Consider the following 14050-nt stretch of genomic DNA (forward strand, 5'->3'; position numbering starts at 1 on the left):
AACGGTGCGTGCTCGGGTGGTAGTCGTCTGGAGCGACGACCGCGAGCGAAGTCAGGAAATCGGCGAAGCGCTTCCATTGAAACGGGATGCCCTTGCGATTCGCCTTGTGCTGCAAGGCGTGATAGCGGGTGTAAAGGTTGCGGGTCCAGTCGCGTCCGAACAGCGTGCTCGGCACCGGGTGGCGCGAGGGCTGCTCGTCTTCGACAAAGAAGCCAGCGCTGTGCACGATGCGCGAGTGCATCAGATCCTCGTGACCGACATAGGCATGATGTCCGCCGTTGATCGGCGCCTGACTTCGACGGAGGTATTCACCGACCTCGTTGCGAAGTCGCGCCAGGCTTGCCGCAATGGTTGGATCGAACTGCTCTCCCGCGTGGCGGGAGACCTCGTCGATTGCTGCCGTGAGGGGCATTGCCTTGCGATAGGGCCGATTGGAGGTCATGGCGTCGAAGCTGTCGGCCACAGCGATGATCCGGGATTCCAGCGGAATCGCCTCGCCGGCGAGCTGCTCTGGATAGCCATTGCCGTCAAAGCGCTCATGGTGATGCAGCACGATGGTGGCGATGCCCTGAAAGCTCGGCAGGCGACCGAGAATGTTGCAGCCAATGCGGGGGTGGCGTTGGATCTCGAGCATGTCCTCGCGGTTGAGCCGGCCGGCTCGGTTGAGCACACGATCGCAGATCGCGATCTTGCCAATGTCGTGCAGGAGCGCGGCCACATGGATGTGTTCGCAGATCGCAGACGGTAGTGCAAGCTCCTGGGCCATCATTTCCGCGTAGAGCGCGACCCGAAACGAGTGCTCATAGGTGTAAGGGTCACGGGCATCCAGCGTGGCGAGCAGGACATCGATGAGTCCCTGGAGTGCGATCGAATCTGACATGCGTGGCTCTTCGTCGACTCGTTCCAAGCGCATCTTGAGCGGTCTTCTCGAGACAGGGTGATGGGTTCTGGCGCGATCTCGCGCAGGCCAAGAAGGTTGTGAAGGTATCCAGGAATCCGCTAAAAAGACAATAGTTCTTATTATTATTTGTGCCTCGAAGGGTGTCCAGCGCTCTTCCCTCAACATGCTGCGTGTTCTGTTTGCGGGCTAGGAAGACCAAAGGTCCCGCTGCTGCGCTGAGTGCAGCGGCGGGGATGCGAGATGTTAGAGACAGAATCCTCAGGGCATCATCGAGAGCCTGATGGCTCGGCGCTCGCCGCCATTACCGCTTGATATTGCTCGGGCTCGAGGAGGGCGCGGAATCGATTCAGGGCCTCGATGCGGATGTCGGTGGCCTCGCGCTTCAGTCGCACCAGCTCGTCGATCTGGTCCGCAACCGCGGCACTGTCCTTGCCCTCTTCGAGCACCGCATGCCGAATCGAGCGCTCCAGTGACCAAGCCGCTTGGACGCGTTGGTGCAGCTGGGCTGGATAGACCTCCATGATCTCGCTGCGCAGGCGCTCCATCTGCTCGGAACTGACCCCGAAGCGCTGCGGGTCCTGGCGGATCAGGCGCATCGGATGAGGCATGGTCACCAGTTCACTGACAAGGAAGCCTGGGCGCTTGGACGCTGGCCCCGGACTGGCCGTAGGCTCGGCCTGAGTTGTGCCGAGGGTCAGGAGCAGCGGGAGTGCGAGCAGGGGTGTTAGACGAAGACGCATGGTGCGAGATGCCTCCAATCGAGAGGTTGCAGGGAAGGATCGACGGCGCTGCTTGGCCGTCGTGGTTTGGAATCGCGCTCAGTACCGGTAGCGAACACCGAGATACCCGAAGGGACCTGGGTTCGAGCCGATGCCGGTGTTGACCGATTCGTCGAGCAGGTTGTCGATGCCAGCGTAGAGCTCGAGCCCAGCCATCGCCTGCGGTTGGTAGCTCGCTTTGAGGTTGACCAGGGTATAGCCGGCTGCAGTCTCGATGCCCTCGGTGCTGGCGTACTGCTGCTCTCCTGTGTAGGTGGTGATGAGCTGTAGCAGCCAGTCGGGGGTCGGGCTGAAGTCGAGGGTCAGGTTGGCGAGTGTCTCCGGCGTCAGTAGCAACGGATCATCGGTGTCTTTGTTCTCGGTCGAGAAGTGCGTGGCGGAGGCACGGACCCCGAGATTGTCGGTCAGCTGCAGCGATCCTTCGGCCTCCACGCCTTGGATGCGCGTCTCTCCAACATTGCGGAAGCTGTTGTAGCTCTGCAGGCCTTGCCCCTCGCGGACCATCTGGATGCGGTCTTCGACCCGCGTGTGAAAGAGCGTGACTTGATAGCCCAATGTTGGGCTCTCGCCAGCGAGCCCGACCTCGATCGTCTCACTCTTCTCGGGATCGAGATTCTCTGCGCTGGTCTTGCCGAACTCAGGCGCGATCACCAAGGCCCCGAGCATCGGGAAGCCGCGCGGATTGACCTGATCGACATAGAGATCGCGATCGTCTGGTGCCTTGAAGCCCTGCGCATAGTTGGCGCGAAGACGCGCGAGCGGTGCGATCCGATAGATGCCGCCGGCCTGCACTGAGAGGTTCGATCCGCCGACCGAGTCATCGTCGTAACGGCCACCATAGACCAGGTTCAACCGTGGTGAGATCTGCCACTGATGCTGGAGGAAGGCCGAGCTGAAGCGGCGATTGTCGGCGTCGTAGGCGGTTGAGTCGACTGCGTTGTCGCGGTGCTCGAGCCCGGCCGTCATGGTCTGCTCATCCGTCGGTCTCCATACCGCGAGTAGGTCGTTGACCCACTGCGTCATGGTGGTCTTGTTGATCGAGCTGGCCGAGTCGGCGCGGGTCGCATAGCCGAGGTCGGCATAGGGGATGGCGAGGATCTCGCGATCCTTGTCGTAATGGCCGTAGTGCAGCTGATAGCTGAATTCGAGCTGCTCGGTCGGTGACCACTCCAGGGTGCCGGCCACATCGATGCGGTGGTTGTTGTTCTCCTGTCGCGCCGGCACGTTCGCCACCATGATGGGTCCACTTTGCTGCTGGCCTTTACCTTGGCCTGAGCCTTGACCTTGACCTTGGCCTAACCCTTGACCTGAGCCTTGGCCTACACCTGAACCTGACCCTTGGCCTGGCTGCCGGAAGTTGCTCCGATAGCGCGTGCTGATGAAATCGTTCTCGCGCGACTCTTGCACATAGTTCACATCCAGACCGAGGGCGATCTGGTCGTTGACCTCCCAATCGAGACGGCCGCCGAGGGTATCGACGCGCGCCTGATCACGGTAATCGACGCTGGTCTGGTAGCTGTCCGGCAACGAGCGCCGAATCTGAGGGCTCGGAGATTTGGATGGCGGCATCAGGACTCCGGCCCTCGGCACCCCGACGACCGCCCTTTCCTGTTCGCTATACGGCTGGCGCTGGATATGGTTGGCGTAGAGGCTGTAACCGAAGGTCTGATCACCGCCGCGCAGACTGCCGGCGATCATGGCGCGTTCGGCCTGGCCATGGTCATTGGCACCGTATTGCACATCCAGATCGGCCTCGAAGCCATCAATCGGCTGCTTGGTGATGATGTTGACCACGCCACCAAGGGCGTCTGAGCCATAGAGCACGCTGGCTGGGCCGCGAATGATCTCGATACGCTCGATCATCGCCGCCGATAGGCGCTCGAGCTCGAAACTATTGCTGAACTCGCCGGTGATGCGCCGGCCATCGAGAAGATAGAGCGTGTCGGATTGCCCGAGCCCGCGGATCTGCAGCGTGCGACCGTTCGGGCTGACATAGAGGTTGGGCGCGAGATCAAGGATGTCACGCAGGGTGGTGGCCTGCGCCGCCTCCACCTCGGCCTCGTCGATCAGCTGGATCGGCGCCGGAGCGGTCGTGATGTCCTCACGGGTGCGGGTGGCCGTGGTGACGTAGACCGGCGGCAGCACGATCTCGGCACTGATGTCGGACTCAAGCTCGACGGAGCCCTCGGCGTAGGGATCATCGGCGCGCGCGGCACTGGTGCAGGCGCTCGTCATGACGAGCAGGGTGAGCAGCGGCGTCCAGCACTGATGGTGGAGAGGCCGTATGGATGCAGGCATGGTCAAGCTCCTCAGTCGGTCAAGTACAGCGATGACGAGTGGGTCGATCCCGTCGTGGCTGCCGATGCTCTGAGGGCACCCGGTGGCTGGACGACTTCAAGAAAGGGGCGCGACTCGCCTGAGGTGGAAGGCGAGCCGCGCATTGCCGCGAGGGCATCGAGACTTAGCTCGGTGCCGGCGGCGATTTGGGCCCGCTGCTCGCTGCGGACGCTGTCGGCTTGAACGCGAGCAAGCGCGATGAATTGGCCAGGATGCCGAGGGTGTGCAGGATATGAATCATTCCACCCATGGCTGCGCTGAGTCGGCCGAGCGCTCCGAAGCCGATACCGATCAGGTCGGTGCCCACTGCGAGGGCATAGTTCTGATCGGCTCTGCGCAGCGTCGCGCTGCTGAGCTCGCGCAGGGTTACGAGCTTCTGGATATCGCTGTCGGCTAACGCGATGTCGGCGACCTCGATGGCCACCTCGGAGCCGCCGGCGCCCATGGCGATGCCGACATCGGCTTCGGACAGGGCCAGCGCGTCATTGACACCGTCGCCGATCATGACGATGCCGCCGCCACCACCGGCCCCATTGGCGCCGCCAGCCCGGTTCGTCTCATGCTCGCAACGCAGTCGTCGCACGACCTCGGCCTTGTCCTCGGGCAACAGCTCGGCGTAGCAGGCGTCGAGCCCAAGCTCGCGGCTGAGTCCTTCGGCGACGCTGCGCTCATCTCCGGAGATCAGCAGGATGCGCTCGACACCTTCGGCGCGCAGCTGGGCGATAGCCTCGGCAGCACCTGGCCGCAGCCGATGGCGAATGCCAAGCAGGCCTTGTAGCTTGCCTTCGAGGGCAACGTAGACCAGCGTCAATCCTTGCGCGCGCAAGCGCTCGGCGGCCTCGGCGAAGGGGTCTGGATCGATGCCTTGCTCGGCGAGCAGCCGGGCGTTGCCAAGCAGCACTTGCGAGCCGTCAACCTCTGCCTTGACCCCGTGGCCGAGGATATGCTCGCTCTCGCTGTGGGGCTGCAGAGCGACGCCGAGTGCTTGGGCATGGCTGACGATGGCATGCGCGAGCGCATGCGGATTGTGCCATTCTGCCGAGCCGGCCCAGTGCATCAAGGCCCGCTCGTCCTCGGCGACGACCTCAGCGACCTCCGGCTCCTCGGTGGTCAGGGTGCCGGTCTTGTCAAAGCACCAGATCCGGGCCTGACCGACCTGCTCCAAAGCGGTGCCGCCCTTGATCAGGATCTGCCGCCGGGCGGCGCTGTGGATCGCCGCGCTGACCGCGGTTGAGGCAGCGAGGACGGTCGAGCAGGGGCAGGACATCACTAACATCACGGTGAACGCCCGGCTCAGACTGCGGGTGAGGATGAAGGTTGCGACGGTCAGCAGGGTGCCGAGGGTCAGCAGGCGCGCCGCCAGGAGGTCGGCCCGTCGCTGCAGGGGAGCCTTCTGATCCAGAGCCGCATCGACCAGCGCGGCGATACGCGCCAGATAGGTCTGCTCGCCGACCGATTCGGCGCGCACCCGCAGCACGCCTTGCTCGAGATAGCTGCCGGCATAGACGCGATCGCCCAGCGTCTTCCAGACCGGCTCGGCGCGCCCGGTGATGACCGCCTCGCTGACCTCGGCCTGGCCGTCCTCGATAGAGCCATCGACCGGGATCTTCTCGCCGCTGCGAATCACCACCAGCGCCCCTGCTGTCAGCTCGGCAACCGGAACCCGCAGCTCGCTGCCATCGACCAGCACCCAGGCATCCTTGATCGAGAGCGCGAGCATGTTGCGGATCGCACGCCGCGAGCGCTCGGCGACGAACAGCTCCAGCAGTCTACCGCCGGCGAGCACATAGATGATCTCGAAGGCGGTCACGGCCTCGCCAAAGCCGATCGCGAGCAGCAGCGAGAAGGCCAGGAACTGATGAAGGGTGAAGCGCTTCTCGACGGTCGTCTCGTGCCAGGCGTCGCGCAGCAAGGGCAGGGCGGCGGCTAGCGCGACCACACCGGTGAGGCTCAGCGCGCCGCTGGCAACGGGGCGCTTGAGCAGGTATTCACGCACCAGGATGAAGCCGAGATAGCCGGTCAGGAAGGCGAAGCCGAGCAGCCGCCAGAGCCAGGGTCGGCGGGCGCGGCGCATCGAGCGGTTATCGAGACCCGCGTGACGGCAGCTGCGGCACGCGATCGCGTCTGTGTCTGTATTGCTGTCATCGGAGCTTAATACCGCCTGGTGCCGCCAACGGCGCCAGCTGGGGCTCGCATACGGGATCGGCTCGCTGAGGAGGGTGCTCAGGACTGCCACGATCTCGTTACCTAGCGCCCGATCGCGCTGCCAGTTGATGATCAGCGCGCCACAGACGGGGTTGATCCGGACCCGCACGACACCTTCGAGTTGCGTGAGCGCGGCGCTGAGCTCATTAGCGAGCGACTGGTTGTAGCGAAGGTCCGTGATGCTCAGGCGCAGGCGACCGAGGATGCTGTGTCGGATGCGGATCATGAAGGCTCACTCTCACTACAAAAATGAGAATGATTGCTAATTCTTATCTAAGTTGCATTGATAATGCTCAGAGATGTGGTGGAGAACGGGTTATCCCTGCTCGCGATAACTCGAGGTCGTGTCGATAGGAAATATGAACATCGCAAAGAACCCGCATCAAGCAACACGTCGGATAGGCTCGCCGGACGCGAGAAGACGGTCGTCCTGAAGAGGGACACGATGTCCTCGTGCTCCAGTCTTGGTGGGTCAGAGAGGATCTCGTCCGTGCTCATGCCGGATGACACCGAGTCCAAGACGACCTCAACTGGCCAACGCATGTGTCGAACGGCCAAGCCATCCCTGGCTGAGCGCCGAGTACGCCTACTCGAAGGTGGTGGCGTTGATCCAGAGCACGGCATCCTGCGACAGCTCCTTGCCTTCGTGCTCCTTGTCTGGTCCGGAACCGAGGCAGGCGAAACCCCAGACGCCGGGACTCGGGATGCCGAAGGTGAACATGCCGTTCTCATCGGTGATGGCGACGAGTGCACTGTTCGGTACCGGCCCCTTGGTCTCCTTGCTGAAGCTGTTGGCCTCCAGGTCGATGTCACTGTTGATGTACTCGATCTCGCACTCGACGCCAGGGGCCGGCTTACCATCGGCGAGCAGCTGGCCGGTGAAGGTGCTGCCAGCGAAGACCTGATAGGGCTTGTTCATCGGCACGATCTCGGTAGCCAGGCCCAGCGGCTCATTCCAGCCGGTCGGCATGGCGCCCTTATTGACCATAGCCTTGGTAATCTGCTGGATATAGATGTCCTCAGCGCCCTCCATGTAGGGCGCCGGCACGAGGGCGAAGATGTAGTCGCCGTTGCGCTTGATCTTGTAGGTGGCTTTGTAGGCGTCGGCAGGCTCGTCGCCCGGCCCTTGCCATTCGACCGCCTCTAGGGTGTCGGTGAGGTCGGTTTTCTCGCCCTTGAAGACGACGAAGAACTCCTCCGGTTTGCCCATGTCCATGCTGTGGCTGTTCTCCATCGGGTGACCGAAGACCAGGGCCAGCGGGATGTCGCCCGGCTTATCCAGCATCACCTCGGGGGTATAGAGCAATTGGAAGTGCGCCTGGGCGGTACTGGCGAGGGTCATGGCAGTGGCGGCCGTGAGCAAGGCGGTCTTTTTCATCGTGTTGAGACTCCTATCAGGTTGGAGGGAGCGGGTTGAACGACAATCCGCCCCGAGCAAGACCTCAGGGCGGCGGATGAAGCTGGTGGATCGAGCAGTCTGGCGATCGATGCCTGGCTCTACTCGACGATATCGCTGCCGGCGATCTCGATGTCGTGACCTGGACCGGCGTCGAAAACGACTGTGTAATCGCCCTCAGGCTTGTCGAACTCGAACTCGCTGTATTCGCTCATCTCGCCCTCGATCACGACGTTATCGTTCGCGTCCAAGACGCGAATACCGACACCCGCGGCAGAGGCGCCATCGGAGAAACCGCCTTCGCAGAGCACGGTGCCGTCACCGTTGTCGTAGCAAGAGCAAAGCGGGGTGTGGGCAAAGGCGGTCGCGGTTGCAAGCGTCAGTGCGAGTGCTGAGGCTGCCGAGGCGATGACAAGGAAGGGCTTGCGGGTGAGAGAGGGGGTCAGTGAGCAGGCGATCGAGTGCGTCATCGGGTCATCTCCGTGTCTGGACGTTTCACCGCAAGCCTAGCGCTGTTTCTCCCGCATGTAAATAACAAACGATCGCATTTGCGTTTATTTTGCTGTCTGGATTATCATTAGTTTTCCAGAGGGTGAGCCTAAGCCTGATGGGCGTTCTATCAGTCCAAATCCGAAGCGTCGCCCATCGATGGACGACCCCTGAGATCGTCAGCCATGCCCAAGATGCCCGAGCGCGGAGGCGCGCGAACCCTGAACGACATTCGCCCCGGCGGGCGCGTGCGCATCCATCGTCATCATTCCGAGGGTGCGGTCCGCCAGCGGTTGCTGGATCTCGGCCTGATGCCGAATGTGGTCGTGACGGTGGTGCGCAGTGCACCCCTGAACGATCCGATCGAGCTCAAGCTCGATGCCTCGAGCATCACCCTAAGACGTCGCGAAGCCATCACCATCGAGGTGACCAGCGAGGACAGTGAATCATGAGTAAACGCGATGGGGTCCTGGTCGCCTTGGCAGGCCAGCAGAACGCCGGCAAATCGACCCTGTTCAACGTATTGACCGGGGCGCGGCAGCATGTGGCCAACTATCCGGGGGTGACCGTCGACAAGAAGTACGGCCAGTACCGTGATGCGGTCGGCAGCGTCTACACCGTGGATCTCCCGGGCACCTACAGCCTGACCTCGTTCTCGCTTGAGGAGCGGGTGGCGCGCGAGTTCCTAATCGGTGACCGACCGGACGTGACGGTCAATGTGGTCGATGCCTCGAATCTTCGTCGGTCCTTGCATCTGACGCTGCAGATCCTGGAGATGGAGCTGCCCTCGGTGCTGGCGCTGAACATGATGGATGTGGCCGAGGGGCGCGGCATCCAGATCGATCAGGCGCTGCTGTCCGAGCGGTTGCAGCTACCGGTCGTCGCCACCGTCGGGCGTAAAGGGCAGGGCCGCGAGCCGCTGCGCGAGGCGGTGCGTGCCGAGGCGGCGCGACAGGCCGAGACCCCAACACCGCCGCCGGTACTCGTCGATTACGGGTCGCTCGAGCCCATCATCAGCCAGGTTCAACAACGCTTGGCACCGTTCAAGGCGATTGCCGATCTGCCCCAGCGCTGGCTCGCGATCGAGCTCCTCGAGGGCGATAGCCAAGCGGTCGGCATCCTGGTCGAGCGGCTCGGAGAAGCGGCCGCGACGCCCCTGCGCGAGGCCGTCGGGGCCTTGATCGCCGACTTCGAGCAGCGCCAAGGCATGGAGATCAGCGATTACGTCGTCGGCTGTCGGGACCGGGCTATCGAGCGCGTACTGAATGGGGTCCTGAGCGGGACCGAGACGGCGCGCACGACCCTCACCGAGCGTGTGGACCGGGTGATACTGAATCGCTGGCTGGCACCTGGGTTCCTACTGCTGACGGTGTTCGCGATCTATCAGGTCTCGATCGTCTGGGGCTACGAGCTGACCAACTACACCTGGCCGTTCCTGGCCAAGGGACGTGAGCTGATCGCCGGGGTGCTGCCGAGCGCGCACTTCCTGGTCGATCCCTATGTGCGCTCACTCGGGCTATGGCTGGTCGATTCGGCCAACACCCTGCTCAACTATGTGCCGATCTTCATCATCCTCTTCGCCTGCATCGCCATCGTTGAGGATTCGGGTTACATGGCCCGCATCGCCTTCATCCTCGATAAGGTGTTGCATCGCTTCGGGCTGCACGGACAGAGCACCCTGCCGCTGATCCTCGGCGGGGTCTTCGCCGGCGGCTGCGCGGTACCCGGGGTGATGGCGACCAAGGGCATCCCCGACAATCGCGCGCGCATGGCGACCATCTTCACCGTGCCGTTCATGAATTGCCTGGCCAAGGTGCCACTCTACACGCTGCTGCTCGGGATCTTCTTCGTCGAGCACAAGTCGCTGATGATGTTCTACATCTCGACCATGACCATCATCTTCGCGCTGCTCGTGTCCAAACTGCTGACCAAGACCGTGCTCAGTGGTCATGAGACCTCGCCGTTCGTGATGGAATTGCCGCACTACCATCTCCCGACCTTCAACGGCGTTGCGCGTCGTGCGATCGAGCGCACCTGGCAGTACATCAAGAAGGTCGGCACCGTGGTGTTGGCCGTTGCCGTGGTGGTGTTCGTGCTGCTGCACCTGCCGGGGCTGCCGGAGGAGCGCAAGGCACACTTCCAGCAGGAGGCCGAGGCAGCCATCGAGCGCTTCGATCAGGCCATGGCCGACAATCCCTATCGCGAGATCGCTACCGGTGCCAACCTGGTGCCGCTGATCAACTATTACACCGACTACAAGCGCGCCAAGCTGAACGCATCGGGTGCGGCGGGCTCGCAGCGAGTCACCGAGAAGTTCCAGGCGCGCAATCCGGACTTCCTTCCGCTGGTGACGCGGGGTGGCGATCGGGACGCGAAACAGGCAAACCGCGCGTTGCGCACGCTCGCACGCGATCGGCAGAAGCTGCGTCTGCAGATGCGCGAGGAGCGCATCACGCACTCGATCCTCGGCTCCATCGGCCGCAGCATGGAGCCCATCACCCAGTTCGCTGGCTTCGATTGGAAGATCAATGTCGCGCTGCTGGCGTCCTTTGCCGCGCGTGAGAGCAGCGTCGCCACGCTCGGCGTGCTGTTCCAGCAAGGCGATGACGAGAACCAGACCCTTGAGGAGCGCATGGGGCAGGAGACCCGCGAGGCGGGTGCAACCGCATTGCTGGCGGTGTCGATGATCCTGTTCTTTGCCCTGTATCCGCCCTGCCTAGCCACCACCATCATGGTCAAGATGCAGACCGGCTCCTACAAGTGGATGGCCTTCTCGATCATCTTTCCGACCATCCTCGGTCTGACGGTGGCGAGTGCCGTCTACAGTATTGGCATGGCGGTTGGCGCCAGCGGCATCGAGGCCATGTCGGCGGTCTATTGGGGCGCCTTCTTGCTGCTGCTGATCGTCGGTCTGCTCAGTGACCGCAAGGCGAGCCGGCTGCTGCGGCAGCGGTTATCGCCAGGTTAGGGACCTCGCCTGGCCAAGAGGTGAAGCGCGGGGTGGCGAGTCCGCCACGCCATCTGGATCTGAACGCAGAGGTGATGAGACATGGCCGAGCCCGACCAAGATGCGCAAGAAGCACAACCAGCGAAGCCAGAGAGCCTGCCAGAGAGCCTAGTGGCTCAGGCAGAGCCTGGGCGGGACGCCGAGGCGCTGGTCCAGACCTCGCCGCCCTTGACCCTGGTCGACGCCGGGATCATCGCGCTGATCCTGGGCCTGGCACTTTGGTACCTCTACCGACAGTTCTGGCGTAAGCGCAGCGCGTGCGGGGGCTGTGCCAAAGGCGGTGATGGCGGCTGCGCGGTCAGCCGCTCCATTGCCAAGTCTGAAGACCAGGGGCCTGCGACAACCTGCGTCCCGGTCGATGCCATCCGCAAGCGCTCCTGATGAAGGCCCGAGATGAAGGCCTAAGATGAAGGCCCAATATCAAGGCAGGGAGCTGACGGCAGCGAGATGAGCGCAGCGATTCGGGTCGAGCACCTCGCGCATCGTTACGGCCGACGCTTCCTCTATCAGGACCTGAGCTTCGCGGTTCCGGAGGGTAAGGTCGTCGCCTTGCTCGGCAAGAACGGGGTCGGCAAGACCACCCTGATCCGGCTGTTGATGGGCTTCCTGCGGCCGAGCGCCGGGCAGTGCCGGGTGCTCGGCGAGCCGTCGCATGCGCTCTCCCCGGCGACGCGGGCGCGCATCGGGCTGTTGTTCGAGGGCCATCTGGCCTACGACTTCATGAGCATCGCGCAGATCGAGCGCTTCTATCGGCCATTCTATCCGCGCTGGCGGCGCGAGCTGTACTACGATCTGGTCGATCGCCTCGGGCTGTCGCATGACCACAAGATCGGCAACATGTCCTGCGGCCAGCGCTCGCAGGTGGTGCTTGGGCTGATCTTCGCCCAGGACCCGGACCTGATGATCCTCGACGACTATTCGATGGGGCTCGATGCGGGCTATCGACGGCTATTCCTGGATTATCTGCGGCACTTCTTGGAACAGGGCGGCAAGACCGTGTTCGTTACCTCGCATGTGGTTCAGGATATGGAAGCGCTGGTCGATGACGTGATCTTCCTGCAGCGGGGCGGCGCGTTGAAGCAACTGCCGCTGGCCGATTTCCGCCGCAGGTTCCGCTGCTTCGGTTTCCAGATCGACGGCGACGCGCCGCCGCGGGCCGACGGGGTGATCGAGAACGTCGACCTGCACGGGCGCTTGCCCTGTCTCTACACCTTCGCGGAGTCCGAGCAGCTTGCGGCGCACCTCGAGACGCACTGGCCGCAGATCCGGCTCGGCGACGAGCAGCCGCTGACGCTCGAGGATGCGTTCATCGGCCTGACCGGGAAGTACTGAGAACGGGACGTTCCGCGAAGGGGTATTGGCCATGATGGTGTCTGCAATCTTCCTAAAAGAGTGGCTCAAGGTCCGCTGGGTCTGGCTGGGCCTGGCGGTGCTGCATATCGGGACGCTGGTCTACCTCTACCTCGCGATGCGGCACCAGTTTCGGGTCGAGCACTCGGAGATGATCTGGTACTGGGCGTTCGAATTGCGCCGGCTGCTGTACGAGCCGGTCCAGTCTCTGCCGCTGATCACCGGCGTGCTGATCGCCGCCGCGCAGTTCGGCCCGGAGATGATCGGCGGGCGCTTTCGGTTGTCATTGCACCTGCCGCTGCGCGGCGACCTGCTGGTCTGGAGCTGGGTCGCCTTCGGCGCGCTGATGGGGGCGGTGCTGGCACTGCTCGATGCACTGGCGCTGTATTGGATCGTCGGCCGCTGGTTTCCGCATGAGGCAGCTGTCAGCGCCGTGCTCACGGCCGTGCCCTGGCTGCTCGGCGGCTGGATCGGCTATTTCGGCGCGACCTTGGCATTGCTGGAGCCGGCGGCACCGCGCCGCCTGATCTATCTCGGGCTGAGCGCGGCCTTTCTCGCCTTGCTGTTCCAGCACCGCGGTTATCAGGAGTACGATCAGGTGCTGCCGGTGCTGATCGCGATCGCGCTGCTGTTCGTCCCGGCGGTGATCCTGCCCGCGCACCGCTATCGCCACCGGAGCTGAATCATCGTGACGGCTCGTCTCGCCCGCTGGTCCTTGCTATTGCTGACCGTCTTCCTGCTCGCGGTCTGGTGGCCGCTGCTCAAGGGCCTGCTGTTCGAGTACCGCTACGGCAAGACCGACCTGTTCTACAGCTCGGTGATCGAGCGCTTCGTCTACAAGGAGCTGCTCGGCGAGGGCCATCAGTTCATCTACCGCGACCAGGACGGCACCGATTACGACCGCGAGACCTTCGAGACCCTGATCCCGTTCATCTACTACAAGAACATGGAGCTGTGGGGGAGATTGCCGCTGAGGCTGGCGGGGCAGACGTTCGACAAGGCGCAGATCCAGGCCGAGCGTCAGGTGCTCGAGCTCGAGCCGCTCGAGCTACCGGGCCACGCGCCGCGCATCCAGCTGTTTCCGCTGCTCGAGGCCAATCCCGGCCGGGCGCGGCTGCGCTTCCCGGAGGACATCATGCGTCCCGGTGAGCGGCTGACCTTCATCAACAGCGATGCGAACCGCATCGACCCCGAGCTGACCGCGCGCTTCACTGAGGCACTGAGCGAGGCCGGATTCGGCTGGCCGGTGCAGGCCAGCTTCGGCCGGGTCTCGATCCTCAAGGCGTTCGATGCCGGGTATTTCCGGCTGGATCGCACGGGTGATCTGTTCCAGCTTCGCCGCGTCGATGGTTTGCCAGAGGTGACGCCGGTGCCGCTGCCCGAGGGCCTCGCGGTGCGTCATCTGAAGGTGGCCGAGAACAAGCGCGGCGACTATCTCGGTTTGATCCTGAGCGAGGATGATCGGCTCTTCCTGCTCGCTCAGGATGAGGATCGACGCACCGCGGTCGGGCTGATCCCGCTCGTGCTGCCGGGCTACGATCCGGAGACGATGGAGCTGAAGATCCTGTTCAATCCGCTCTATCGCA

13 protein-coding genes are annotated in these 14050 nt (G+C 63.4%); 6 read left to right on the forward strand and 7 right to left on the reverse strand.

The genetic code is table 11. From position 1 onward, the window contains the following. From ACY693_RS05970 to ACY693_RS06000, 7 genes are all read right to left on the reverse strand, one after another. Positions 1–880 (reverse strand): HD-GYP domain-containing protein (locus ACY693_RS05970; protein WP_462320916.1); only part of this gene is annotated, 880 nt, incomplete at its 3' end. Positions 881–1167: 287 nt separating this feature from the next. Further along, positions 1168–1641, reverse strand: coding sequence for a hypothetical protein (locus ACY693_RS05975; RefSeq protein WP_462320917.1), 474 nt, complete (start codon positions 1639–1641; stop codon positions 1168–1170). A gap of 78 nt (positions 1642–1719) precedes the next feature. Further along, positions 1720–3978, reverse strand: a complete 2259-nt coding sequence (locus tag ACY693_RS05980; RefSeq protein ID WP_462320918.1) for a TonB-dependent receptor plug domain-containing protein — start codon at positions 3976–3978, stop codon at positions 1720–1722. 163 nt (positions 3979–4141) lie between these two features. Continuing rightward, entirely contained in the window at positions 4142–6448 is a 2307-nt protein-coding gene (locus tag ACY693_RS05985; protein ID WP_462320919.1) for a heavy metal translocating P-type ATPase, read from the reverse strand. 47 nt (positions 6449–6495) lie between these two features. Beyond that, positions 6496–6846: a DUF433 domain-containing protein gene (locus ACY693_RS05990; protein ID WP_462320920.1), complete on the reverse strand. Its 351-nt coding sequence runs from the start codon at positions 6844–6846 to the stop codon at positions 6496–6498. Further along, on the reverse strand, positions 6809–7600 hold the full coding sequence (locus ACY693_RS05995; RefSeq protein ID WP_462320921.1) for a DUF4198 domain-containing protein: 792 nt from the start codon (positions 7598–7600) through the stop codon (positions 6809–6811). The genes ACY693_RS05990 and ACY693_RS05995 overlap by 38 nt, the downstream gene beginning before the upstream one ends. 119 nt (positions 7601–7719) lie before the next feature. Then, positions 7720–8088 carry a hypothetical protein gene (locus ACY693_RS06000; protein WP_462320922.1) on the reverse strand — a complete coding sequence of 123 codons (369 nt, stop codon included), beginning with the start codon at positions 8086–8088 and terminating at the stop codon, positions 7720–7722. A gap of 204 nt (positions 8089–8292) precedes the next feature. Between ACY693_RS06000 and ACY693_RS06005 the strand changes: the two genes are divergently transcribed. From ACY693_RS06005 to ACY693_RS06030, 6 genes are all read left to right on the forward strand, one after another. Further along, the gene (locus tag ACY693_RS06005) at positions 8293–8559 is read left to right on the forward strand and encodes a FeoA family protein (RefSeq protein WP_462320923.1); all 267 of its coding nucleotides are present in this window, start codon (positions 8293–8295) and stop codon (positions 8557–8559) included. Beyond that, positions 8556–11075 (forward strand): ferrous iron transport protein B, encoded by a 2520-nt coding sequence (gene feoB, locus ACY693_RS06010; protein ID WP_462320924.1) that lies wholly within the window; start codon positions 8556–8558, stop codon positions 11073–11075. The genes ACY693_RS06005 and feoB overlap by 4 nt, the downstream gene beginning before the upstream one ends. Before the next feature lie 81 nt (positions 11076–11156). Next, the gene (locus ACY693_RS06015) at positions 11157–11495 is read left to right on the forward strand and encodes a hypothetical protein (RefSeq protein ID WP_462320925.1); all 339 of its coding nucleotides are present in this window, start codon (positions 11157–11159) and stop codon (positions 11493–11495) included. A 66-nt stretch (positions 11496–11561) separates the two neighbouring features. Further along, complete coding sequence (locus ACY693_RS06020; RefSeq protein ID WP_462320926.1) at positions 11562–12446, forward strand: ABC transporter ATP-binding protein; 885 nt, start codon at positions 11562–11564, stop codon at positions 12444–12446. Between the two features lie 31 nt (positions 12447–12477). Next, positions 12478–13146, forward strand: a complete 669-nt coding sequence (locus ACY693_RS06025; protein ID WP_462320927.1) for a hypothetical protein — start codon at positions 12478–12480, stop codon at positions 13144–13146. A 6-nt stretch (positions 13147–13152) separates the two neighbouring features. Further along, positions 13153–14050 (forward strand): DUF4857 domain-containing protein (locus tag ACY693_RS06030; RefSeq protein ID WP_462320928.1); only part of this gene is annotated, 898 nt, incomplete at its 3' end.

It is taken from the genome of Halochromatium sp. (assembly GCF_054919635.1).

Coding starts and splice junctions, on each gene's coding strand:
- ACY693_RS06005 (WP_462320923.1), top strand. CDS start 8,293: ATGCCCAAGATGCCCGAGCGCGGAGGCGCGCGAACCCTGAACGACATT.
- ACY693_RS06020 (WP_462320926.1), top strand. CDS start 11,562: ATGAGCGCAGCGATTCGGGTCGAGCACCTCGCGCATCGTTACGGCCGA.
- feoB (WP_462320924.1), top strand. CDS start 8,556: ATGAGTAAACGCGATGGGGTCCTGGTCGCCTTGGCAGGCCAGCAGAAC.
- ACY693_RS06015 (WP_462320925.1), top strand. CDS start 11,157: ATGGCCGAGCCCGACCAAGATGCGCAAGAAGCACAACCAGCGAAGCCA.
- ACY693_RS05995 (WP_462320921.1), bottom strand. CDS start 7,600: ATGAAAAAGACCGCCTTGCTCACGGCCGCCACTGCCATGACCCTCGCC.
- ACY693_RS05985 (WP_462320919.1), bottom strand. CDS start 6,448: ATGATCCGCATCCGACACAGCATCCTCGGTCGCCTGCGCCTGAGCATC.
- ACY693_RS05980 (WP_462320918.1), bottom strand. CDS start 3,978: ATGCCTGCATCCATACGGCCTCTCCACCATCAGTGCTGGACGCCGCTG.
- ACY693_RS06000 (WP_462320922.1), bottom strand. CDS start 8,088: ATGACGCACTCGATCGCCTGCTCACTGACCCCCTCTCTCACCCGCAAG.
- ACY693_RS06025 (WP_462320927.1), top strand. CDS start 12,478: ATGATGGTGTCTGCAATCTTCCTAAAAGAGTGGCTCAAGGTCCGCTGG.
- ACY693_RS05990 (WP_462320920.1), bottom strand. CDS start 6,846: ATGCCGTGCTCTGGATCAACGCCACCACCTTCGAGTAGGCGTACTCGG.
- ACY693_RS05975 (WP_462320917.1), bottom strand. CDS start 1,641: ATGCGTCTTCGTCTAACACCCCTGCTCGCACTCCCGCTGCTCCTGACC.